A 23,501-nucleotide genomic window follows, 5' to 3' on the forward strand; every position below is an offset into this window, starting at 1 on the left:
GCCGAGCCTCTCAGCGTTGCGGTGCGGGCGCCCCCGACGGAACGAGCGCGTGAGACGCGGCCCAGCGGATGAGCTGCACCTGGTAGCGCACCTCGGCGTGCTGGTTCTCGACGGCATCCACGGCGCCGGCAACGGTGTCGGCGTAGATCCGGCCACCGGACTCGCCGGGATGCACCTCGTCGCCGGCGAGCAGATCGGTATGGCCGGCGATGGCCCGCGACCAGTCGGCGATGATGACGCCGGGGTGACTGGCGGCGAACGCCGTGAGGTCGCGGTTGACGCCGTCGATCCAGTCGCGAGGAGCGAACGCCGTCACGAGCACGAGGGTGCGGTCGCGACCGGTGCGGTCGTAGATGTCTTGCAGGGCCTCGCCATCGACCGGACCGTTGGTCCCGAGGCCCACCACGACGTAGTCGCGCAGGGCTCCGTCGGCGGCCATCCGGTCGATGATCTCCTTGCCTGCCCACAGCGATCGGGACACCTCCGCGTCGACCTGGATGCCGGGAAACTGTTCGAGCAGTCCGGGCGCCGAGGCCAGCATCACGGAGTCGCCGACTGCCGTCACGCGGTCTCCGGAGACGGAGACGGGCGGTGGCGGCAGGGGTTCGCCGTCGGGGCCCTCCGTGGCGGTCGGCGTCGGCGACCCGGCGGCCGCATCCGACGTCGCCGGTGACGGCGACGGTGTCGCGGATGCCGCGTCGAGCGCGCGCTGGCCCGCTTCGACGACGGCTTCACTCGAGCTCACCGCGGGTGCCGTGGCCACTGCCGCCGTCGTTCCGCCGAGGACCAGTGCGGCGACGCTCAGGCTCGCCAACGCACCGAAGCGTCGTGCCGGCGTCGAGCGCAGACGGTGTCCGAGCGCTCGCGCGGAGGCGCGGAAGCCGAGCCGTCGTATCGGCTGCTCGAGCAGCCGGTACGACGCGGCCGAGATGACCAGTGTCAACAGTGCCGCAGCGGCGCCGACCGGCACGGGAACGCGCGTGTCGACGAACGTTCCGTCGGCCGCGAGGGACAGCAGGACGACGATCGGCCAGTGCCAGAGGTAGATGCCGTACGAGCGCTCTCCGATCCATCGCAGCGGCTGCGCGTCGAGGGCGCGGCCGAACCACGAGCCGGTCATCGTGGCGGCCGCGATCGCTACGGCGGTCAGGGCGCTCGCCGCCAGCGGGATCGCCGGGTACGCGCGCTCGCCGCCGTCCACCACGCTCACCACGACGATCCCGACGATGCTCGCCCCGCCGATCACCGCGCTCCATGCCGGGCCCACGCCCGCGATCGAAGGTCGGGCATCCGCACCCCAGGCCGAACGGTTCGCGAGGGCGAAGGCGAGCGCCACACCGAGGAGCAACCCGAACGCGTGAGTATCGGTGCCGTAGTAGGCGCGGGTGAGTCCGCCGCCGGTGCCGACGATCTGCAGCGCCCACACGGCGGACGCGGCAGCGACGAGCCCTGCCGCTGCCGCCCGTGCCGCACGCCCACGAACGAACAGGAACAGGGGCAGCAGCAGAGGCCACACGACGTAGAACTGCTCTTCGAGCGCGAGCGACCAGAGGTTGCGCAGCAGCTCGGGCTGACTGCTGCCGAAGTACGAAGCTCCCGTGGCGATCGATGCCCAGTTGTAGGAGAAGGTGATCGCGCCCAGCACTTGGCGACCGAGGCCGAGCAGCACGTCGCCGCCGAGCAGCCACGCGCAGCTCGCGCTGACGGTGACCACGACTGCGAGCGCCGGCAGGAGTCGCCGTGCGCGCCGTACCCAGAACGACCGCAGGGCCACAGCACCGGTCGCCGCGTGCTCGCGCAGCAGGAGCGAGGTGATCAGGAAGCCGGAGATCACGAAGAAGACGTCCACGCCCACGAACCCGCTGCGCAGAAACGACTGCGGAAACAGGTGATAGACGACAACGAGCGCGACAGCGATCGCCCGCAGGCCGTCGAGGCCCGCGAAGCGCGGCGCGGAAGGTCTGGTCATGGCAGGGGAGATGATGATCCGGAGGCGGGTGAGGGCGCGGCGGGCACAGCGACACGGCACGCGCCGGTGTCCCAGTGTACGTTCCGCGCCTGGGCGGTGCGGCGGTGCGTCAGACTGGGAACATGGACCCGGACGTGCTGGTGATAGGCGAAGCTCTGATCGACATCGTCGACACCGACGACGGCGATCGCGAACTGGTCGGCGGCAGTCCCGCCAACGTCGCCGTGGGCCTCGCGCGCCAGGGGCACGACGTGCGTCTGCTCACCCGGATCGGCCGTGATCCGCGCGGGGAGAGCATCGCCGCTCAGGTCTCCGCGTCGGGCGCTACCATCGACGAACAGTCGTGGACGGATGCCCCGACCTCCACCGCCCGCGCCCGACTGCGCGCCGACGGCTCGGCCGAGTACGACTTCGCGATCGACTGGGCCGTTCCCACTGTGCCCGTCGCGGGGCTTCGTGTCGTGCACACCGGCTCGATCGCGCTGTTTCTCGAACCGGGTGCCAGCACGGTCGCGACGGTACTGCGCGCGGCTGCTGATAGCGGCTCGGCGCTCGTCACCCTCGACCCGAACATCCGCCCCGCCCTCGTGGGCGCCCATGAGACGGCCCTCGCCCGGTTCGCTCAGGCTGCGGCATCCGCCGATCTCGTCAAGCTCAGCGACGAAGACGCGCAGTGGCTCTACCCCGACCTGGGCGAAGAGCAGGTGCTGCATCAGATCGCGTCGTACGGCCCGCGTCTGGTCGTGCTGACGCGGGGCCGTTCGGGCGCGATGGGCCTCGGCCCCGCCGGCGTCGCCGAGGTCGCCGCGCTGCCGGTGACGGTGGCCGACACCATCGGAGCCGGCGACGCCTACATGGCGAGCCTCATCTCGAGTGCGCTGGACGATCCGGCGATCTTCGAAGATCCCGACCTCTTCGTCGCCGCGCTGCATCGCGCCGCGGTCACCGCGGGGATCACCGTGTCGCGCGCGGGAGCCAACCCGCCGACCCGGGCAGAAGTCGACGCCCGCATCGCCTGAGCGCGGCGCTCGCTCGCCGTCACACCCCATCGAGAGGAAAAACCCATGACTGTTGTCGTCACCGCCGTGTTCCAGCCCCGCGAAGGCCAGCGCGACGCCCTCATCGCCGCACTCGTGCCTGCCATGAACGCCGTCCACGCCGAGAACGGCTGCCTGCTCTACGCGATCCACGCCGCAACGGACGGCACGGTGGTCATGATCGAGAAATGGGCCGATGCTGCTGCGCTCGCCGCACACGCGCAGGGCTCCGCCGTCGCGGCCCTCCAAGAGGCCGTCACGCCTCTGGTCACCGGACCGGCTACCGTCGTCACGATGACGCCGGTGCCGGCCGGCACCGAGTCGCAAGGCGCGCTCTGAGCGTGCGCCTTCGGCTGGATCTCTCGTACGACGGCACGGCCTTTCGCGGCTGGGCACGCCAGCCGAGCCTGCGCACCGTGCAGGGAACGCTCGAGACGGCCCTGGCTCGAGTCATCGGCGGAGATCCGCAATTGGTCGTGGCCGGCCGGACGGATGCCGGCGTGCACGCCTCCGGTCAGGTCGCCCACCTCGACCTGACCGATTCTCAGCAGGAGCGTCTCGCCCAGAGCCGCGCGGGCACCGCCGATGCGCTCGCCGCACGCGTGAACGGTGTGCTGGGCCCGTACCCGGATGTCGCGGTGCGCCGCTCCGCGGTCGCCGCGCCCGGTTTCGACGCCCGGTTCTCGGCCGTCTGGCGGCGCTACGAGTACCGCATCGCCGATCGTCAGACCGGCTATGACCCGCTCGAACGACTGCGCACGACATGGGTGAAGGCCGACCTGGACCTGGCTGCGATGGATGCCGCCGCGCGCTCGTTGATCGGGCTGCATGACTTCGCCGCCTATTGCAAGTGGCGCGAGGGGGCGACGACGATCCGCACGCTGCTCGACTTCGGCTGGCGCCGGGATGATCGCGGCATCCTCGTGGCGCAGGTCAAGGCCGACGCGTTCTGCCACAGCATGGTGCGCGCGCTCGTGGGCGCCTGCGTGGCCGTCGGCGAGGGACGGATGGCGGTGTCGGCCGCAGCCGACATCCGCGACGAGGGGGTGCGCACGAGCGATATCAAAGTTCTCGCGGCGCGAGGATTGACGCTCACCGAGGTGGGCTACCCGACCGACGACCTGCTCGCCGCCCGGGCCGATCAGACCCGAGCGCGCCGCAGCCTCGACGGCGACGGAGAAGGAGCACCTGTCACTGTCGAAACGGAGCAGATTCCAAGGACGCGCGCCTAGGCTGAGAGGGACGGAAGGCGGGGGATGAAGGTCATCTCGTACAACCTCAACAAGCACAAGGCGATCGGCGAGCTGGATGAGCTGGTCGAGTCGATGGGCGCAGACGTCCTGTGCCTTCAGGAAGCGGTCTCGGACGACCTGCCGGAACAGATCGGTGATCTGCACCTCGCCGAAGCGACGAGCCGCAACCGACTCGGGCTCGCGCTGTACTACCGGCGGAGCATCTTCGAAGCCCGTGAGGTGCGTGCCCTGGCGCTGAAGAAGTCACTGCACGATCGTGTGCTCAAGCCGGCCGAAGAGCGGATGCTCGCGGTGCGCCTCTACGACATCGACCTCGGCCGCGAGGTCATCGTCGCGAGCTTCCACGCGGCTCCGCTCACGGCGCTCAACTCCTTGCGCCGCAAGCAGATCCAGGCGGCGCTCGAAGAGCTCTCCAGCCTCGGTCCCGACCTGCCGATCCTCATGGTGGGCGACTACAACTACCCGGTTTTCAAAGAGAACCTCGGCCAGCACGTGCGCGATGCGGGCTACGAACTCACTCTCAGCGATGCGCGCACCTACACCCGGTACAAGTTCTTCCGCGGGCACTACGACTTCGCGACGAGCGTCGGTTTCGACATCGACACGGTCACGACCCTGCCGCAGGGACGCAGCGACCACCTGCCGATCCTCGTCACCGCGGAGCCGAAGGCGCTCGCGCCGGCATCCGACGCCGGCTAGTATCTCGCGCGGTTTGACCCGGCGCGCGGGCCGACGGCCGGTGCGGGCGGCGCAGTAGCGTGGGTGGACGCCGATCCCAACGGAGGGATGCACCATGGTCGACACCATTCTCGTAGCCGTGACGGGCGCGCCCGTCGCCGAACGCACTGTGCGGTGGGCCGCGCAGCGAGCGGCGGGATCGCCGCCCGGCGCCGTTCGACTCGAACTCGTCTCCGTGGTGGGCGGCGCTCTCGGCACCGTCGGCGAAGCATCGGTGTTGGAGCAGGCCATCCGCGAGACGGGGGTCCTGCTGGAACGTCTCGCCGGCCCCGTGCGCGCGGACGGCCTCGACGTCGCGACGCGCGTGGAAGCCGGAAACCCGGTGGCCCGCCTCATCGACGCCAGCGCGGATGCCGAGCTGCTGGTGATCGGCAGCGATTACCGCGGAACCGGTGACGGTCCGGCGCGCGGAACCCATGGCATCCGCATCGCCGCCGGTGCCGCGTGTCCCGTCGTCGTCGTTCCCGACCTCGAGCTCGTCGGTCGGCGGGGGATCGTCGTGGGAATCGACGGCTCGCCCGTGTCGGAGCGTGCGCTGCGTTTCGCTGCACGAGAGGCCGACCGGCTCGGCGAGCCGCTCATCGCGGTGAGCGTGTGGACGCCGCTGGAGGTTCCACGCAACGGCATGGCGGTGTACCCGGAGATGTACCTGGTCAACATGCAGTCAGCCACGGAGGAGCTGCAGGCGCTCGCTCTCGCAGGTCTCGCCGTGGACTTACCGGACCTCGTCATGGAGCGCGTGGTGGAACGCGGGTATCCATCACGCGTGATCGCCTCGCGCGCGATGACGGCGCGGATGGTCGTGGTCGGAACCCATGGGCGCGGCGCGCTCGCGCGGTTCCTGTTGGGCTCCATCAGCCAAGAGGTGCTCGCGCGTCTCACCAGCGTCACTGCGGTGGTCCGCTGAACGAGAAAGCCTCCCCGACCGTAGTTGGAGAGGCTTTCTCGTAGCTGTCGTGCGTCAGGCCTTGGTCTCCTGGCGGTTTCGGCGAACCGTGGCAGCCACGGCGACCGTCGCACCGGCGAGGACGAGAGCGCCACCGCCGACCCAGATGCCCAGCAGCGAGTCGCTGTTGCCACCGGTGGAGGGCAGCGTGCCGCCCGCGTCGGTCGACACGCGCGCGCCGGTCGCCGAGAGGGTGTAGCTGCCGGCCGGGAGCCCCTGGACCGTTGCCGTCGCGACGCCCGAGGAGTCGGCCGTCTTGGTGAGCGAGGTGGAGGTGACCGCGAACTTCACGGCCGCGAGGTTGCCGGGACCGACACCTTCACCCACGAGGGTGAAGGTGACCTGCACGCCCGGCTGGAAACCCGGGACGGTGACGGGTCCGTTACCGGTGACCGTGACGGTCACCGTGTCGGGACCGGTGGGGGTGTATGCCTGTGCCATGGCCGGCGCGGCGAATACCAGCGCCGCGGCGATGGCTGCGGAGGCCACAGCCTTGGTGAATCGGTGCTTCATGAGTGCCTGCTTTCGAATCCGGTCTGGGGGGTACCTAGTGATCCGCTCGTTCCGTATATCCGGTCTCAGTGCAGAAGGAGAGTCGAGGATGAAGCGGTATGGTAGTGCTGATACTCTCCCGAGTATTGCCCACGGGTCTGCTGGATTGCAAACTCTCGCGGTTTCCGATATGTAAATGTTTCGCGACGTGAAGGAGACCGGCCGGATGGGACGACCCGGGAGGGATGGCGCCGGCACTCTCGCATCGCGGCGTTTCCGACCTCGTCGCGCGGCAGCTGTGGCGCTGCTCGCTCTGGTCCTGCCTCTCTCCGCGTGCGGCCAAGCGCCGTGGGCAGGCGCCACCACCGGCACGCCCGCTCCCGCCACCTCCGCTGCTCCGGTCGCGCCGCCCGTCTCCAACGACCTCTCGGGTGGTTCGACGCAACGCACCCTCACCGCCGGCGCGGTCTCGGCCACGGTGAACTACTGGTCGACCCTCCGCATGGACCGCTGGACCGCGACCGCGGTCAAGCCGGTGAGCCTGTCGATGGTCACCACGGTCACGCCCAACGACGGCCAGAAGGTGTATCTGCAGCGCGCCACGATGACGGCCATCCCGGCGAACGCGACGCAGACGTTTGCTCCGCTCGACCCGCAGGTGGATCAGGCGACGGTCTCTCCCGGCTACCTGGTGCTGGCGCCCTACAGCTACTCGAACACGTTCAACGTGGGCGCCGTTCCTGCGGAGGCCACCTACGTCACGATCCAGTTCGACTTCGACTACCTCGTGCAGACGACGCCGACGTCGACGGAGTTCGCCAAGCAGACGGCAAGCGACACGCTGACGGTCGCGATCGCCGCTCAGAACGCCGGCTGAGGACATTTCCTCAAGATCGTGTGAAGAGGCCGTCGAGGTTTCCACAGATCGACGGTGTGCGCGCGGGCCTATGGATAGCGTGTGAAACATGCTTCCCGCCCCCTCCCGATCCACCTCCGTGCGCGCCGTCGGTGCCACCGCGGCCGGACTTCTCCTGCTGGCCTCCCTGACCGGTTGCACGCAGATCGCGAGCGCCTTCAACGGTCTGCAGCAGAACGCCGCCGTCGCCACGCCGGCTCCGCGCCCGTCGTCGTCGGCTGCCGTCTCGATGCCGTTCGATTCGAAGTTCACTTACGACGGCTCGGTCTCGCTGTCCACCGATGTGGCGGACGGGCTGGAAGTGCGCCTCGATGTCTGGGCAGCCGATCCCAAGCGCACGCAGGAGTGGGCGGCCGGCAACGACAAGACGTTCGGCTTCGCGGTGAACGTCGTCGACCACCGCGTCGACGAGAAGGCGGTGCTCTCCCAGAAGCGCCGCGTGTATCTGTCGATGATCAACATCACTTCGCAGGTATCGCAGACGACCATCTCGCAGCAGCAGATGATGTCGCCCTTCCAGTTTTCCGCCGATCCGCGCACACTGGTTCCCACCGACACGCTGCGCTCCGACCGCGGCCTGCTGCTCAACACCTTCCAGGGTGGGTTGCTCGTACCCACCACCACCATCCATCAGCTTCCTGGTGATACCTACGGGATCACCCTGCAGTTCGCACTCCAGATCTGGGTGGAAGGCACGGCCAACACCGACACCAGCTTCGCCCAGCAGACGGTGTATCAGGTTCTGCCGATCGCCATCTTCTCTCCGACCACTTCCACTCAATAATCTGTTCTTCAGAGCAGACACGAGGTACACACCGTGAGCACGCCTTTTGATATCGGACGCCAGGCCGCCGAGCCGCAGTTCGCCCCGGCGCCGTTCGCTGCGCCGCCGGCGCCTCCGGCCGACCCCTACGGGCTGGCTCCCCATGCTCCGTCGTTGCATCCCGGTGAACTGATGATCCCCGAGCTCGACGACTTCTCGGCCGTGCTCGAGAACACCACGGTGCATCGCTCGACGATCGGCTGCGTCGTTCCCGCGTACAACGAAGAGGAATCGATCGCCGCCGTGCTCACCTCGCTGCTCTCGCAGAGCCGCGTGCCAGACGTGATCCATGTCGTGGTCAACAACACGTCGGATGCAACGGTGAAGATCGCCTCGGAATTCAGCGGTCCGCACGAGATCACCACTGAGCTCGGCGAGCAGTTCACGGAGGTGTTCGTCCACGACATCGGTAAGAACCCCGATAAGAAGGTGGGCGCGCTCAACTACGGTTATGCACTCGTCGAGGGTTATGACTACCTGCTCGGCGTCGACGGTGACACCATCGCCGACCGGCGGGCCGTTGAGTTCCTCGAAAGCGAGGCGGTTTCCGACTCGCGCATCGGCGGGATCTCCGCGATTTACTCCATCGATGACCAACCCATCAAGGGTGTGATCGCGAAGTTTCTCATCGCGGGTCAGCGCACGCAGTTCGCCGCCTTCAACCTGCAGAACCTCTTGCGCGGGCGCAACATGGCGGTGCTCGGCGGTCAGTTCTCCGTCTTCTCGACGACGGCTCTCCGCGACGTCATGAAGGCTAACCACCAGAACTCGCCCTGGGTGAAGGACAGTGAAGTCGAAGACTCGCTTCTCTCGCTGCAGATCAAGAGCGCCGGCTACCTCACCAAGATCAGTCCGTTCGCGCGGGCAGACGTCGGCGGCATGACGACGCTCAAGGGCTACGACGCCCAGCAGGTGAAGTGGACCTACGGCGCCATCGAGCTGATGTGGCCGGGTCAGCGCGGCGACACGAAGGGCCAGCCCTTCCACCCCAACCTCCGTTTGCGGTGGTTCGAGAACTTCTCGATGCTGACGAACCTGTTCGTGCGCGTGGCATTCCTGACGCTGCTGATCGCGTCGCTCTCGATCAACGCGTTCGTGTTCTCACCCTGGTGGCTCATTCCGCCGGTGATCGCCATGATGCTCAACCTGCGCGTGGCGCGGGCGATGGAGACGTGCAACACCCGTGATCTGATGTTCGCCGGGCTCATGTTCCCCGCCGAGATGTTCATGTGGGTGCGCATCAGCCACTTCCTGCGCTCGTGGACGCGCTTCCTTTCCCGCAAGAAGGTCGACAACTGGGCCATGCAGGCCAAGGCTGAGCGAGGCGGCGGGAGCATCGGGCACTGGGTGCCGTTCATCATGCTCGCGATCATCGCCATCGCCGTCGCCGTGATCTGGAACATGCTCGACCCGGTGGCGCAGTCAGCCATCCTGTGGGTCGGCTGGCCGATCGTCGGCGTGGTGACGGTCATCCAGACCGTGTTGATGTCGTTCCGCCTGTTCCGCCGTCACCAGGGCTTCACAGTCTGACGGTCGGCATCCGCTCTCAGGCGGCGTGCTCGGCGGTGAGGCGATAGCCCACACCGCGTACCGTCTCGATATAGCGCGGATTCGCCGGGTTGTCGCCGAGCTTTCGGCGCAGGTTCGTCATGTGCGCCTCGATGGCCCGTTTGTCGGCTTCTCCCACGAAGTAGCTCGTGACATACGACTCGCCGCGGAGCACCAGGGTGAGGTCGGCCTTGCTGCGGACGCGCCGCTTCGATTCCATCAGCGTCGCGAGCAGGTCGAACTCGGTGCGGGTGAGCACGAGTTCCTGACCACCCACGACCGCGACGCGCTGCTCCGGGTTGACCGCAAGATCGCGGTGCGCAACCCAGCCGGGCCCGTTCAGAGCGACCGTACCGGCGGCCGACCCCGTCGTCGCGACGGCGCTGCCGGGCGCCTGCGGTCCCGCGGTGGGCGGCACGACGATCGGCTGGGCGGGAGCAAGGGGTGCGGATGCCGCGGTCACGGTGGCGGCGGGGCGCACCTCTTCGACGCGGGGCATGGGGTCGGCAGCGGGGGCGGCGACCGGCCATGCCGCCGGCTGCTGCTCGGGGTACGCGTACGCGGCGGCGGGCGCCTGCGGCATCCCATAGTCGGCAACGCGCTGCGCGGGGCGTGCTCCCGGGAATGAGGGGCCGGCGACCTCTTGGCGCGGCGCCGTCGCCTGCGGAACGGACGCGATACCAACCCGGGGGCGGCGCAACAGCGAGTCGATGCGCGCACGAAGTTCGCGGGGTCGGAAGGGCTTGACGATGTAGTCGTCTGCCCCGGAGCCGAGCCCCACAACCACGTCGGCCTCTTCTTCGAGGCCGGTGATCATGATGATGAAGGTGTCGCTCTGCGCGCGGATGCGCCGTGCGGCCTCGAACCCGTCGATGCCCGGCATGTTGACGTCGAGGGTGGTGATCAGCGGTTGATACGACAGCACCGCGCGGACGCCATCGATGCCATTGCCGACCGACACGGTCGAAAAGCCCGACGCTTCGAGCACCTCGACGATGAGATGGCGAATGTCGGGATCATCTTCGATGATGACCGCAGTCTTCAACGGTAACGAGGGGTCGGTCATGGGCCTGGGGATCTCCAGTAGGGGGGTATGGGCCAGGGTGGTGAGCCACAGTCTAGCCATCCCGGAGGTGCCGGGCTGGGTGAGCCGTCAGCGCACGTCCTGAGTGAGCTCTTCGGCGGCGTGCGGCCACCACAGACCGGCCGCCGGTCCGCCGTTGCAGGCGCCGTCGCTTTCGCCCGCGGGTTTGATCCACAGGTTGGTGTCGACCACGTCGTCACCGAAGGTCCCGCCGGGCTCGCCGACGCGTTGGCCCGGTGGGTTGCACCAGGTCGCGCCCGCCGTGGCGGCCCCGTTGCGCGACGTATCGACGATCGCGTGCGTGCCGCCCAGGCGATCGGAGAGAGCGTGCGCGTAAGCGAATTCGTCGAAGGTGGACTGATAGTTCGACACATTCGTCGCCACGCCGCGCACCCGATCGATGATGCCCATCTGCCGGATGAGGTCGGCCATCTCGTCGGGGCTGTGCCAGGCGCTGTGCCCCCCGTCGATGTAGATCCACGTGCCCGTCGAACTCAGCGCATCAACGGCGTCGGAGAGGAATTTCGCCCGCGACGGCACGTCGCCGCATTCGCTCGAGAGGGCGATGCTGTCGGGCTCGAGCACGATGATCTTCTGCTCATCCGGAGCCGTCTTCAGCGCATTGCCGATCTCGCTCACCCAGCGCGGATAGTCGGCGGCCGAGAGTCCTCCCGCGGAGTGGTTGCCGCAGTCGCGATCGGGCAGCCCGTAGACGACCATCGCCGTGGCGCGTTTCTGGTCGCGCCCCTGGGAGATCAGGCTGAGAACCGTATCGCCGACGGCGCCGATCGGGTCTTGTTCGGGCGTCAGCCAATATGCCGTCGGCTGCGCGGCGAGGTACGCGGTGGCGGCCGTGGCCTCGGCATCCAGACCGCCGTGCGTGAGGGCCATGCGCGCCTTCGACTGCTCCGGGGCGATGATCGTCGTACCGACGGCGGGCGGTTGAGCGAGCAAGGCGTGCACCCCCTGCGTGACGGCGACTCCGACGATCGCGATGACGCCGACGATCACCACGACCGCGACCGCGACCGCGGTGATCACGATGGCGCGTGTCGAGATGCGCCTGCGGCGCCGCGAAGACATCTCTGAACTGTACCGGGTGCCTGGGCGTCAGCGATCGTCGCGTTCGCGGCGACGTCGCACGGCGAGCGCGATGAGCACCGTGGCTCCGGCGAGCACGAGCGCGCCGCCACCCACCCACACGCCGAGCAGCTGGCCGCTGTCGCCGCCGGTGGTGGGCAAGCCGTCGGCCCCGGTGATCGAGGCGCTCGCGGTGCCGCCCGCCGAGCTGCGTGAGATCGCGGCGATGTTGTAGACGCCGCTGGCGTTGGAGGGCAGGGTGATCCGCACCGTATCGAGGGCACCGCTCGCGTCGGACGTGCGCGTGACACTGCCGGTGCTGATCGCGAAGCGTGCGATGCCGAAGGCGACGCCGCGTCCGTTCTCGCCGGTGACGGTGATCGTCACCGCTTCGTCGGCACCGAAGGTGCGCTGCTGGCAGGAGAAGTCGAGGGTGCCGCCTCCGCTGACCGCCGCGGCGGAGGTCGAGCAGGAGCCGACCGGCGGATAGATCGTCGAGGCATTGGCGGCCACGGGCGACAGGGCGAGAGCGGCGGCGCACAGGCTCGCTGCCGCGACTTTCGTCGCGGTACGGATGCGGCGCGCGCGGGTCATGGAGCTTCTCCCAGCAGTCAGCGGAACCGCCCGCCGAACTCGTACAGTGCGGGGCCGCGTAGCTGGGAGTCTAACCGACTCCGCAGGTAGCACCGACGACGGGGCTGCGCGCGGCATCCGCCGTGGGAGTCACGTAGGCCTGCGCGTCGGCGGCGGTCGTCGTGGCGTGGACGACGACGGTGATCCCGGTCGATGCGCCGGGGGTGAGGTCGATGCCGAATGTGAGCACGCGTCTGCCCTCGTACATGCCTCCGGCAAACCCGGCGCCGTTCGTCGCCTGGGCCGAGACGAGCTCGAACCCCTCCGGCAGGTAGATGTTGCCGACGATCTCGGCGGAGCCGGGCGCCGAGCCGTAGATGCCGCCGCCGGTGATGTACTCGGGCAGTGCCGTGCCGGCGTCCGCCGGCGCCGTGCTGGTGAGGGTGAGCTGCAGCGTGAGCTGGCGGGATGCAACCTGGCCGGCCGGCTGGCACGACCCCCAGCCGAGCGAGACGTCGGGCTTCATGTAGTAGCTCATCTTCGAGCCGGTTCCATCGTTGAGGAAAACCCCGAATCGCGCCGTGTGCGCATCGGTCACCGGCAGTTGCCCCGCGATGACGCTGCCGTCGATGAGCTTCTGTTCCCTGGGGTCGGCGCTCCACGCGAGCAGTCGATGTTCTTCGCCCGCCCGGGTGAGCGCATCGATGAGTCCGGATGCCGAGCCGCGTCCGTCTGCGAGAGCCTGGAAGACCGCGCCGGCGGCGCCGGCGAAGAACGCGTCCTGGTCGGTGGGCTTCGCGTAGCGCAGGTACACCTCGTTCAGCAGGAGCGGCACCGCGTTATCGGCGGTGAGCGTGTCGCCGGTAGGCAGTGCGACAGGTCCGGTCGTCTTCAGCAGGTACGACAGCACCACGGGGTCGAGAGCGAGTACCCCGTCGACGTCCGTCCCCGTCTTCAGGCGGTACATCTCGCGCGCGATGGGTCCGTCCACGGAGAAATCGGGGATCTGCGTCAGGTTCTGGAAGTACCGGGCGGGCTTGGTGTCGTAGATCTTCGTGACGTCATCGGGAAGAGCCACCACGGGGGTCTCGAAACCGCGGGGAAGCTCTCCGGAGGAGAGAGCACCGACGAGCGAGAGGCGTCCACTGTCGGTGCGTACGACCACGGCGGCGCCCGCGATGCCGCCGAGCGATCGCCACTCCGCGTTGTTCTGCACGAGGACGATGTAGGTTCGCGGACCGTTCTGGCCGAGCACGTCGGGCAGCAGCTGCGACGTGCGCGACAGGGTGTCGACGGCGGTGGAGACCTGCGTGAACAGGTCATCCGCGCGGCCGACGGCGGCGCCCACGGCGCCGATCAGCGGCGCACGATCGATGTCGTGCACGGCGTTGGCCGCGTGCGCCGAAAGGGGCGCGGCCTTCTGCGCCGGCGCTGCCAAGCCCGCGAGAGCGGTCGTGTCGATGCGCCCGCCCACCGGGCGCAGGCTGTCGATCGAGACGCCCTGGGCGGCGGTGGCGAGGGGGAGAAGACTCTCGCGCAGCAGTTCGTCGGATGACGCAGCGACGGTGGCGAATGCTGCGAGCTGCGGGCCGATCCAGGGGGCGTGTTCGGCGAGTGCCCAGATCGGGTCGGACGTGAGGTCGTGGGCATCGGCGGCTTCTGCAGCCAGGCGCGCGAGCGTGGGCGCGGCCGACGACGGATCGGCGGCGAGCGCGGCGGTACTCGCCGCCGCATCGGTCTGGATGCGCTGCAGGTGTTGGTACGCCATGGCTCCGCGGGCGCCGATCCAGATCGTGGCGATGACGCCGAGTAGGAGCACGCTCGCCAACACCCAGGCGACGATGCGTCCTGCGGTCAGCGCCGGGCGAGGGAGGGTGCTCACGCCACCGATCCTACGGTCAGACCGACGGCATGCTGACGCGTGCGCGCTCCCAGCGGTCGCCGCCCGAGAGCTGTGCCTCCTCTGCGGCGCTCGCCGCGGCCGCGATCAGATCGTCGAGGTCGTAGCCGATGCGCGAGACACTCGCCCATCCGATGCTTGCCGACAGCCGCACGGCGATCGACTGGTCGCTCGAGACGGTGGCGACGCGTTCGAGCAACGTGCGCAGCAGAGGGCGGACGGCCGCTTCATGGCGCGGGAGCAACACGAGCATGCGTGCGGGCTCGACACGGTCGAGGTCGGCTTCGGCAGGAAAGACCGCTGAGACATCAGAGGCGAAACGGTCGAGTACGTGGCTGAAGGCCAGGGTGCTCGATGCCTCGCGCAGTGCGCCGGGGTCGTCGAGCCGCACGTCGAGCAGCGACCACCAGGCATCGTCGAAGCGTTCGGCCCGCTCCAAGCGGTCGCGCGCGATGGTGCGAAACCCGGCGACCGACGCGCGCGTCGCGGCGGGAATCTCGGCACGGGCGAGCAGCAACAGCGTCGTCAAGGCACTCATCAAGGTGATGGCCACCACCACGGGGGTGTAGTCCTGGGCCGCCGGGATGTTGCCCAGCAGACGCATCCGGTCGTCGACGAAATCCGTGCTCAACCAGACGAGGGCGAACACGCTGACCAGCCCGGACGACAAGGCCAGGGGGACGATCGCGGCACGCGGGGCATGACGCATGCCGACGAGTTCGAACGCCGTCACCGCGGAGATCGCGGCGAACAGCACCAGCTCGCCGGTGCTCACGGCATCGTCCACGGAGGTCCCGTCGGTGAGGGCGAGCGTGATGATGAGCAGCGCCGACAGCGCGATCGTCGGCACCAGGAGCACCTGTCGGCGGCCCCTGCGCACCCCGATTCCCACCCAGACCATCCCGAGGGCCAGGAACATCAGGCCGTCGCCGATCGCGTCCAGCCAAGGAGCGTCTCCCGGCCCGGTGCCGGCTTGGACATAGGTTGACGCCATCGCCGCGATGAATGCGGCCGACCATATCGCCGTCTCGCGTGAGGGTCGCTGCAGAAAACCGAGCCCGATGAAGATGGCGGTGCACATCGTGGTCAGGGCGATCATGATCGTGGGGATGCCGGTCATGTGTCTCCTCCTCCGAGGTGTTCGCGGTGGGCCCGCGTCAGCGGTAGGCGCAGGGTCACCGTCGTCCCGGTGCCGAGTTCGCTTTCCAGCGCGATGGTGCCGTTGTTGGCTTCGACGATCTTGCGCGCGATCGACATGCCCAGGCCCGTGCCGGCGATGCCGCTGGCAGTAGCGCTGCGAGCACGGAAGTAGGGAACGAACACTTTGTCCACGTCGCCCGGTGCGATCCCGATGCCGGAGTCGGTGACGCGGAGGACGGCCCGATCGCCGTCGCGTGCGGCATCCACGTCGACGAAGCCGCCGCGCGGGGTGTACTTGATCGCGTTGCTGATGAGGTTGTCGACGACCTGGCGCATACCGAACCCGTCACCGCTGACGGGCAACTCGTCGCTGATGTGTACGCGCAGGGTGATGTCGGATGCGGCGGCCGCCGGGGCGAACGCGTCGGTGGTGGCTCCGGCAACTGCCGACAGATCGAACTCGTCGGCCGCCTCGATGGTTCGGTGCGAGTCGAGGAGGGACCTGGTGAGGGCGAGCATCCGTTGCGCCGCGCCTTCGATCACCGCCGCGTGTTCGCGCTGTCCAGGTGTCAGATCGGGTCTGTCGAGCAGCAGATCTGTGTGTCCGACGATGACCGTGAGCGGGTTTCGCAGTTCGTGCGACACCGCACTGGTCGTGGCCCGTTGCTCCCGACGTTCGAGCTCGGTGTCGGTTACGTCGTCGAGTTGAATGATCGCCACGGTGGCGTCGTCGCCCGTCTCTGTGCGCACCGAGCGGCCACGGATCGACATCGACAGCGCACGCCAGTCGCCGCCCGCGTCGTAGATCCAGATCAGCTCGCGGTCGACCCGCTCGCCCCGCGCGGCCCGCGCGGTGGAGGTCATGTCGCGGGGGAGGGCGCGCCCGCGGTATCCGTCGTATTCGACGGCACGAGGCGGATGCCGGTAGTCGTCGTTGTCGTAGGCGTACAACCGGCGGTACGCAGCATTGGCCAGGTCGATCTCGCCGCGGTCGTCCACGCGGGCCAGAGCGGTGCTGATGGTGTCGAACAGCCCGTTGGCCCGGTCTTCGTGGGCGCTCATGCGCGAGACGGCGCGGTCCAGCTGGCGGGACTGGCGTTGAATGAGCAGCCGAAAGGCGCGCGTGCGACGAGCGCCCTGGTTCATCGCGATGCCGAGGAATCCGAGACCGAGGAGGACGATCATCGTTTCCAGCGGAGAGGTCAGGGGAGCGCCGGGCACCCACCAGCGAGACAGCTGAAGAGCGAAGACGAGCGCGAGCGCAGACACCACGGCTGCCATGGAGTAGTAGGTCGCCAGCCATGCCACCGGGATGACCCACAGATAGCCGAGCGTCTGATCCGCCAGAGACAGCACACCGATCGCGACGGTGTCGACGAAAGGAAGGACGACCACGAGGTCACGGTGGCGTGCCCACGGCATGACTATGGCGAAGGTCGTCGTCAGGCAGATCAGCGCCAGACCGCCGAGGAGGGGCAAGCGGTCGAACAGCTGCGGATCGAGGAGTGCGACGCCGAGGGCGACCGCCACTGTGCTGAACCCGACGACGAGTTGCCACTGCCAGACGGACCTGACGACGGTGCCGATCAGTTGGCTGTCGGCCCATCGGCTTTCGGCGCGGGGGGTGGTCATGGTTCCTCTATCGGCAGTCTATTGACCGCCCTCCGCGCTTTCGCCCCCCTCGCTCGACGCGTCCGCGCGGGGGAGCAGCAGCGTCGCTTTGGTACCGAGGCCGGGGAGCGATACGAGCATGACCTCGCCATCGTTGCGGCGCGCGAGCATGCGGGCGATGGGCAGGCCGAGCCCGGTGCCGGCCATCGCACGTACCTCCGATTGGGCGCCGCGGTAGAAGAGGTCGAAGGCCTGCAGCAGACCGTCTGAGCCGATTCCCGGCCCGGTGTCGCTGACCGTGATCATCACGTCGTCCGCGACATCGGTCGTTTCGATGTGGATGCTGCCGCCGTCGGGAGTGAACTTGACCGCGTTGGAGATGAGGTTGCCGAGGGCGCGCGCGGCGTCGTCGCGGTCTGCGATCACGATCAGTTCGCCGATCGGGGCGATAGTGAGAGTGAGCGCACGGGCGGTGGCCGCCTCGATGTGACGGCTGACGGCGGTGGCGACAAGTTCGGATGCCGCGACCTCGACGGGCCGCGGCTGTTCGGCTTCGGTGCGACTGAAGGCGAGCAGGTCGTCGAGCATGCCGGCGAGACGGCTGGTGTTGCGGTGGATGGCGTCGACCCATGCTGCGCCCTCAGCCGAAAGGCCGCCGCTGTCGGACAGCAGTTCGCTGTAGCCGGCGATGATCGTGACGGGCGTGCGCAGTTCATGGCTCGTGGTGGAGAGGAAATCCTGCCGTTGGCGTTCGAGGTCGTAGCGCACCTGCAGGGTCGCCGTCGTCGCACGCGCGGCTTCCGCGCCGGCTTCGGCTGAGTCGAGCGCGGTGCGCGCGTTGGCGAGCGACTCGTTGCGCTCGGTGGTCGATATCACCGTGAAGATGCCGACCGCCGCAAGGAAGACCGCGACCGTCACCGCGAGCTCGATCACGCTGATGCGCGTCGGCGTGAAGATACGCACGCTCAGGCGGGTGAGCAGAACCGTCAGGACAGCAACGGTCAGTGCTTGTACGTGCGCATACCGCGGCGGAAAGCGGAGGGTCACCCATGCCAGCGGCACGAACACCAGGAACGCGAGCGGCAACTCGGTGAGTGGGCCGAGACCGGCCGCGAGGGCGACGGTCATCGCGATGAGTTGCGCGACGATCTCGCTGGCGGCGGGCCGGGGTTGCGGTTGCGCGTCGAAGAGCATCAGCGGCACGATCAGCAGCACCGCGGAGAAGTGCGAGGCGCCGGTGATCAGCGCCGACGAGACGGGTTCGCCGTTGGCGAGCACGACATTGATGAGTGCGACGGTCAGCGCGAAGATGACGCTGGACACCGCGGTCCACATCACGAATCGCACCGCGTCGTTGGTCGTGCGCAGGCGCGCGTCGTGCCCGCGCATCAGCAACCACGACAGCAGCGTGACCTCCATCGCATTCGCCGCGCCGTACAGGCCACTGATGTCGATCGGGCGTCCCGCGACGAGGTTTCCCAGGGCGGTGATCACCAGCACCAGGGCGATCGCGAGAGGGCGCTGTCGCTCGCGTGCTCGCAGCACGAATGCGGCGGAGACTCCGGCCGCTGGCCACCAGAGGGCCACGGGCAGTGTCGGCATCACGTAGGCGATCGAGACGATGGACAGTACGAAGATCAGTGTCGTCGCGCCGCCCCAGAAGGCGATCGCGCGCCAGAGGCGGTCGCGGGGAGGGCGCGCGGGGAGTTCGTCCCCTCGTTCGTAGGCGGAGTTTTCCACCCCGGGCTCTCTCATACGAGTACGCTAATGGCAATCGAGGGGAATCTAGATAGGCTAGTTATTCGAGGGGTTGAGTCTGTGGAGGCCGCACCCATGGCGCATGTGCTCGTGGTCGACGACGACCCGGACGTCGCTGAGCTCGTTCGTACGGTGCTCTCGATCGCGGGTCACTCGGTGCAGGTCGAGGGCGACGGACAACGCGGCATCGCTGCGGCATCTGCGCTGCACCCCGACCTGATCGTGCTCGACTGGATGATGCCTGGCATGACCGGAATCGACGTCTGCCGTGCGCTCCGTCAAAACCCGAGTTTCGACGACACCCGCATCATCATGCTGACCGCGAAGTCGACGCAGAGCGACATCGACGCCGCCCGCGGGGCCGGGGCGGATGACTACGTGCTGAAGCCGTTCGCGCCGCGTGAGCTACGCCGCCGCGTCGCCGAGCTGCTGGCTTCCTGACGCCCACGCGCGGCCCGCGCGCGGGCTCAGCCGGGGATGTCGATGAGCTTTGAGCCCGCCCAGAGGGTGAGGCTCGTTCCGGACTGCGCGGAGGTGGCATCCAGTGCGAGCGGGCCGGCCGTATCAGCCGTCGTGATGCAGTCGATGTCGGTGGCGGCGGTCGCGTAGTCGGAGATGCGGATGCCGGTGCACGCCGCATCCGCGCGGGCGACGTAGACATGACCCGACGCGACGGCGACCGCGCGCGCGTCGGGCGTCAGCGTCGTCCAGTTCTGACCGTCGAGACGGTACGCGGTGCCGTCGCAGATCACCGCGGTCACGCCCGAGCCGGAGCGCAGCCCCCAGGGCGTAGCGCAGGGCGCGGCGATCTTCTTGCCGTCGACGACCACGGCGCGCTCGCCGGGGAGGGTGTACGTGTCGACGGCGAAGATGTCGGGGTATGGCTCCCAGAACTGTCCGTCGGTGTAGGTGCGCAGCGTGGTCCGGGCGCAGTCGGAGCCCATGTCGGCGACGGCGGTGGCATTGCGTCCGCCGAAAGAGGTGAGGCTCTGCAGCTGGGCGATGCCTTTGGAGGTCGGGGTGACGCTCTGCCAGGTGCTGCCACCGTCGCTCGATCGCTCGATGAGGGGCGCGATGCCGCCGCAGACGCCGGCGGTGCCGCGCCAGGTGGCCTCGGACCCGACCGACAGAAAGCGCTCTGACGCGCCGGGGGCCGGAGCGGCGGAGGGAGTGGAGGTGGGGGAAGAAGGAGGTGCGGGGCTGCGCGGCGCGTAGCTGAAGGTGGGCGCGGGGCCGACCGTCGCGTCGGGATCGCTGGACCCGCGTCCCTGCCGGAGGGCCTCTATGCTCAGCGCCGCCACCGCCACCACGAGAACGATGAGTCCGATCGCAATGAGGGTCACGCCGCCCCGTGACGCGGCAAAGCTGCGTTGACGGGGCACGGCTCAGCTCTCCTTGTCGCCCCCGCGCACGTCGCGTCGGGAGTCGAATCCCAGCTCGTCGAGCGTGGGGGCGTGGGGCACGGTCGCGATCGGAGTGGTGCGGCCGCGACGCTTCTTGTCGCTGCGGCTCGCCTTCGTCTTCGTGGTGGCCGCCTCGCGGTATCCGTAGCCGTAGCCGTACCCGTATCCGTAGGCAGAGTAATAGGAGTCGGGGCCGCGGGTCGGCACCATCGACATGACGAATCCGGCGAGTTTGGCGCCGACGGTGTTGAGCGCCTCGGTTGCGCCGGTCAGCTGGTGCTTGCTGGTGCGGCCGGCCGAGATGATCAGCAGCGCGCCGCTGGTGACGCGCGCGAGGATGGCGGCGTCGGTGACGGGCAGCAGCGGCGGTGCGTCGCAGAGCACGACGTCGAAGTCCTTCTCGAGCATCTCGAGCAGGGTGTTCATCTGGCGCGAGCCGAGCAACTCGCTGGGGTTCGGCGGGATCTTGCCGGCGGGCAGCACGTAGAGGCTGCGCCCGCCCCAGGGGAGCATGACCTCGCCGACCTTCGCCCGGCCGATGAGCACGTCGGTGAGACCGGCGCCGCCTTCCATGCCGAGGTATTCGGCGACCTTGGGCTTGCGAAGGTCGGTATCGAGCAGGGCGACGCGCTTGCCGGCGTCGGCGAGGGCGATGGCGAGGTTGATCGTCGTTGTCGACTTGCCCTCGCTGGGGATCGAGCTGGTGATGACGAAGCTGGACCGGCCGCCCATGTCGAGGAACTGCAGGTTGGTGCGCAGGGCCCGGAACGACTCGGCCCGAGGGCTCAGCGGATCGGCGTGCACGATGAGCGGACGCTCTTTGGCCTTCGTGTCGTAGGCGATCGCGCCGATGCCGGGAGAGCCGGTGATCTGCTCGGCCTCGCGGGGCGTGCGCACCCGGTTGTCGAGAGTGGTGCGCAGAACCGCCACGCCGATGCCGAGGGCGAGGCCGACGAGCACGCCGAGGGCGAGGTTCAGCGGCACGTTGGGGCTCGACGGCTTCAGCGCGGGCTGCGCGTCGCTGACGCGGCTGAGGCGGATGGCGCTGGCCCCGCTGTTGCTCTCGGGCTCGAGCTGCGGCACGGCGGAGGCGAGGCTCGCCGCGATCGCGTTGGCGATCTTGGCCGCCTGCACGGCGTCGGGGTCGGAGACCGTGATGGTGATGAGCGTGGAGTTGAGAGCGGCCGACGCCTTGACGTCCTTCGCGAGGTCTTCGGCGGTGCGGGCGAGACCGAGGTCGGCGATCACCGGGTTCAGCACGACGGGCGTCGTGGTGAGTCCCACGTAGGTGTTGATGCGCGCCTGTGCGAACGACGATCCCTGCTGCAGTTCCTGGGCCGTATTGCCCGACTGCGTGGAGACGAAAACCGTGCTCGCGGACTCGTAGATCGGGGTCCTCGTGAGGGAGTACCCCGCCGCCGCGCCGAGTCCCAGCAGGGTCAGCACGACGATCACGAGCCAGTTCTTGCGGAGGATGCGGATGTAGTCGCTGAGCTCCATGGTGCCTCTCGAAGACGCGCTGCCAGCCAGGAGGGGGGTTGCAAGGCCGGGACGATCGGACTCAGTCTGCCATAGCGGATGTTTCGGGCCGGTGTCCGGGCGGCAACACGTGCGTGTGCAGCCGCACCGCGTGTTCTCGCGCTCAGCACCGCAGCGCTGTGCGGGCGCTCCCGCCGATGCGGGGCGTGCGGTCGGCATCGATCCAGGGTGGCGGGATGAACCACACCCGCGCGGCTACGCCGGTGCCGTCGACGCGGATCTCCCACCCGTCACTGTGGACGCGATGGTGGCAGCCGGTGCACAGCAGCACGCCGTTGTCGAGGTCGGTGGGTCCGGCATCCCGGTTCCACCAGGCGATGTGGTGCCCGTGAGTCCACGCCGGTGGTGCCCCGCAGAACGCGCAGCCTCCGTCGCGTTCGGCGAGGGCGAGCTTCTGTGCGGGCGAGAACAGGCGGCGAGCGCGGCCCCAGTCGAGAATCTCGCTGTCGCCGCCGAGAACGCACGGAACGACCTGCAGATCGGCGGCGAGTCGACGCACCTCAGCGGCGGGCAGCGATCCGTCGAATCCGTCGATGCTCGCGACGCCGCAGCCGGACTCGAGCTGGTCGAGCGTCATTCGCACGACCACACTGGTCGTCGCGGCGGTAGGGACCCGCTCGCACCCGAGGGCGTGCGAGCACAGCTCGTGCAGCGCATCGGCCCGCATCTGCGGCACCGTGCGCTCGTCGCGGACCTCGTCGCGGACCTCGCCGCACACGGCACTGTCGCCGTCGCCACCCCGCCCGTGCCCATCGCCACCACCGTGGCCCTGACTATCGCCGCCGAGCCCGTGCCCGTGCCCGTGCCGCGGAGCGTGCTCGTTGTTCTGCAGCACGCGGGTGACCATCGCGTCGAGCGCCGTCTTGATCGGCGCGGCGGTGGCGAGGTCGAACACCCCGGTGAGGTGGAGCATGCCGTCACGTTCCTGCATACGCAGCGCCCGGGCCGACCGATGCTTCTCGTGCCCGGCGGCAAGCCCGTCGGGGTCGAGCGCGGCCTCCGCGCGCGCCAGGAGCCGGGTCAGGTCGTCGGCGCGGAGTCCAGGCGCCCGCTGGCAGAGGTCGCGCTCCGCGGCATCCCGGCGGTCGGAATCGACACGCAGCGAGAGTCGGTCGAGCAGGGTGATGATCGCCGACGCCGCCGTCACCGAGAGGGCACCCGCCGATACGGCCGTCGCGACGTGCGGATGGGCAGCGGGGCGGGGCTCGCCGTCGAGGGTGGTGCGCGGCGCGGTGCTCTCGCCCACCTGCACGAGTTTGATCGCTTCGCCCACGCTCGCTCCGGTGGTGGCCTGGATCAGGGCGACGGGGGAGCGGAACCCCTGCTTCTTGGCGAGGGAGTCGCCGCCCAGCTGTGGCCGCGACTGGCGGGAGATCTCTGCTGCGACGGGAGCGAAAGCGGCGTCGACCTGGCGCATGAGCACTCCGAAGGCGCGGTTCACCTCGACGAGTGCGCTCGGCGACAGCGCGGCCGGCGCCTGCGCGCCGCCCGCCGCCGCGAGCGCGTCGAGCGCTGCAGCGATGCCATCGAGCCTGTTCTCCATGCCTTCGAGATTAGAACATACCTACGACATTGGTCAGAGTTGTCCACAGGTGTGGGTGGGGACGTTTCGACTCGCAGCGCTCGCTCAACGACCGGGTGGGTGACGGCGGGCGGGGGCGTTTCGACTCGCTGCGCTCGCTCAACGACCG

At 68.9% G+C, this 23,501-nt stretch carries 21 protein-coding genes; 9 read left to right on the forward strand and 12 right to left on the reverse strand.

Features of this window, described 5'->3' with window-relative positions; translation table 11 throughout:
• Window positions 1–10: 10 nt before the first annotated feature.
• Window positions 11–1,969 carry an acyltransferase family protein gene (locus tag ITJ43_RS04685; RefSeq protein ID WP_194582675.1) on the reverse strand — a complete coding sequence of 653 codons (1,959 nt, stop codon included), beginning with the start codon at window positions 1,967–1,969 and terminating at the stop codon, window positions 11–13.
• Window positions 1,970–2,091: 122 nt separating this feature from the next.
• On the opposite strand from ITJ43_RS04685, the gene ITJ43_RS04690 reads away from it, so the two are divergent.
• The 5 genes from ITJ43_RS04690 (at window position 2,092) to ITJ43_RS04710 (ending at window position 5,904) form a co-directional block, all read left to right on the forward strand.
• Complete coding sequence (locus tag ITJ43_RS04690; protein WP_194582676.1) at window positions 2,092–2,988, forward strand: carbohydrate kinase family protein; 897 nt, start codon at window positions 2,092–2,094, stop codon at window positions 2,986–2,988.
• Between the two features lie 45 nt (window positions 2,989–3,033).
• A complete protein-coding gene (locus ITJ43_RS04695; protein ID WP_194582677.1) occupies window positions 3,034–3,345 on the forward strand; it encodes a putative quinol monooxygenase in 312 nt (103 codons plus the stop codon).
• Between the two features lie 2 nt (window positions 3,346–3,347).
• On the forward strand, window positions 3,348–4,238 hold the full coding sequence (gene truA / locus ITJ43_RS04700; protein WP_194582678.1) for a tRNA pseudouridine(38-40) synthase TruA: 891 nt from the start codon (window positions 3,348–3,350) through the stop codon (window positions 4,236–4,238).
• 24 nt (window positions 4,239–4,262) lie between these two features.
• A complete protein-coding gene (locus ITJ43_RS04705) occupies window positions 4,263–4,958 on the forward strand; it encodes an endonuclease/exonuclease/phosphatase family protein (RefSeq protein WP_194582679.1) in 696 nt (231 codons plus the stop codon).
• A gap of 94 nt (window positions 4,959–5,052) precedes the next feature.
• Window positions 5,053–5,904 carry a universal stress protein gene (locus ITJ43_RS04710; RefSeq protein WP_194582680.1) on the forward strand — a complete coding sequence of 284 codons (852 nt, stop codon included), beginning with the start codon at window positions 5,053–5,055 and terminating at the stop codon, window positions 5,902–5,904.
• A gap of 54 nt (window positions 5,905–5,958) precedes the next feature.
• On the opposite strand, the gene ITJ43_RS04715 is transcribed toward ITJ43_RS04710, so the two are convergent.
• Window positions 5,959–6,456 (reverse strand): LPXTG cell wall anchor domain-containing protein, encoded by a 498-nt coding sequence (locus tag ITJ43_RS04715; protein ID WP_194582681.1) that lies wholly within the window; start codon window positions 6,454–6,456, stop codon window positions 5,959–5,961.
• 277 nt (window positions 6,457–6,733) lie between these two features.
• On the opposite strand from ITJ43_RS04715, the gene ITJ43_RS04720 reads away from it, so the two are divergent.
• The 3 genes from ITJ43_RS04720 (at window position 6,734) to ITJ43_RS04730 (ending at window position 9,704) form a co-directional block, all read left to right on the forward strand.
• Complete coding sequence (locus ITJ43_RS04720; RefSeq protein ID WP_323741125.1) at window positions 6,734–7,312, forward strand: hypothetical protein; 579 nt, start codon at window positions 6,734–6,736, stop codon at window positions 7,310–7,312.
• Between the two features lie 88 nt (window positions 7,313–7,400).
• Complete coding sequence (locus tag ITJ43_RS04725; RefSeq protein ID WP_194582682.1) at window positions 7,401–8,135, forward strand: fructose 1,6-bisphosphatase; 735 nt, start codon at window positions 7,401–7,403, stop codon at window positions 8,133–8,135.
• 33 nt (window positions 8,136–8,168) lie between these two features.
• The gene (locus tag ITJ43_RS04730; protein ID WP_194582683.1) at window positions 8,169–9,704 is read left to right on the forward strand and encodes a glycosyltransferase family 2 protein; all 1,536 of its coding nucleotides are present in this window, start codon (window positions 8,169–8,171) and stop codon (window positions 9,702–9,704) included.
• A gap of 16 nt (window positions 9,705–9,720) precedes the next feature.
• Here ITJ43_RS04730 and ITJ43_RS04735 read toward each other — a convergent pair whose 3' ends face one another.
• From ITJ43_RS04735 to ITJ43_RS04765, 7 genes are all read right to left on the reverse strand, one after another.
• Window positions 9,721–10,788, reverse strand: coding sequence for a response regulator transcription factor (locus tag ITJ43_RS04735; RefSeq protein WP_194582684.1), 1,068 nt, complete (start codon window positions 10,786–10,788; stop codon window positions 9,721–9,723).
• 87 nt (window positions 10,789–10,875) lie between these two features.
• On the reverse strand, window positions 10,876–11,889 hold the full coding sequence (locus ITJ43_RS04740) for a glycoside hydrolase family 6 protein (protein ID WP_194582685.1): 1,014 nt from the start codon (window positions 11,887–11,889) through the stop codon (window positions 10,876–10,878).
• 27 nt (window positions 11,890–11,916) lie between these two features.
• A complete protein-coding gene (locus tag ITJ43_RS04745; protein ID WP_194582686.1) occupies window positions 11,917–12,480 on the reverse strand; it encodes a cell wall protein in 564 nt (187 codons plus the stop codon).
• 70 nt (window positions 12,481–12,550) lie between these two features.
• Window positions 12,551–14,341, reverse strand: coding sequence for a DUF4012 domain-containing protein (locus ITJ43_RS04750; protein ID WP_194582687.1), 1,791 nt, complete (start codon window positions 14,339–14,341; stop codon window positions 12,551–12,553).
• 16 nt (window positions 14,342–14,357) lie between these two features.
• Window positions 14,358–15,479, reverse strand: coding sequence for a hypothetical protein (locus ITJ43_RS04755; protein ID WP_194582688.1), 1,122 nt, complete (start codon window positions 15,477–15,479; stop codon window positions 14,358–14,360).
• Window positions 15,476–17,131, reverse strand: a complete 1,656-nt coding sequence (locus ITJ43_RS04760; protein ID WP_194582689.1) for a sensor histidine kinase — start codon at window positions 17,129–17,131, stop codon at window positions 15,476–15,478. The genes ITJ43_RS04755 and ITJ43_RS04760 overlap by 4 nt, the downstream gene beginning before the upstream one ends.
• An 18-nt stretch (window positions 17,132–17,149) precedes the next feature.
• The gene (locus ITJ43_RS04765; protein WP_194582690.1) at window positions 17,150–18,865 is read right to left on the reverse strand and encodes a sensor histidine kinase; all 1,716 of its coding nucleotides are present in this window, start codon (window positions 18,863–18,865) and stop codon (window positions 17,150–17,152) included.
• Between the two features lie 78 nt (window positions 18,866–18,943).
• Here ITJ43_RS04765 and ITJ43_RS04770 point away from each other — a divergent pair, with 78 nt between their 5' ends.
• Complete coding sequence (locus ITJ43_RS04770) at window positions 18,944–19,309, forward strand: response regulator transcription factor (protein ID WP_194582691.1); 366 nt, start codon at window positions 18,944–18,946, stop codon at window positions 19,307–19,309.
• Window positions 19,310–19,335: 26 nt separating this feature from the next.
• Here the strand turns inward: ITJ43_RS04770 and ITJ43_RS04775 are convergent, their stop codons facing one another.
• The 3 genes from ITJ43_RS04775 to ITJ43_RS04785 form a co-directional block, all read right to left on the reverse strand.
• Window positions 19,336–20,250 (reverse strand): hypothetical protein, encoded by a 915-nt coding sequence (locus ITJ43_RS04775; RefSeq protein WP_194582692.1) that lies wholly within the window; start codon window positions 20,248–20,250, stop codon window positions 19,336–19,338.
• A gap of 3 nt (window positions 20,251–20,253) precedes the next feature.
• The gene (locus tag ITJ43_RS04780) at window positions 20,254–21,771 is read right to left on the reverse strand and encodes a polysaccharide biosynthesis tyrosine autokinase (RefSeq protein WP_194582693.1); all 1,518 of its coding nucleotides are present in this window, start codon (window positions 21,769–21,771) and stop codon (window positions 20,254–20,256) included.
• 142 nt (window positions 21,772–21,913) lie between these two features.
• Window positions 21,914–23,353, reverse strand: a complete 1,440-nt coding sequence (locus ITJ43_RS04785; protein WP_194582694.1) for an HNH endonuclease — start codon at window positions 23,351–23,353, stop codon at window positions 21,914–21,916.
• Between the last annotated feature and the right edge of the window lie 148 nt (window positions 23,354–23,501).

Origin of the sequence: Microbacterium sp. VKM Ac-2870 (assembly GCF_015350795.1) — a bacterium.
Classification (GTDB): Bacteria; Actinomycetota; Actinomycetes; order Actinomycetales; family Microbacteriaceae; genus Microbacterium.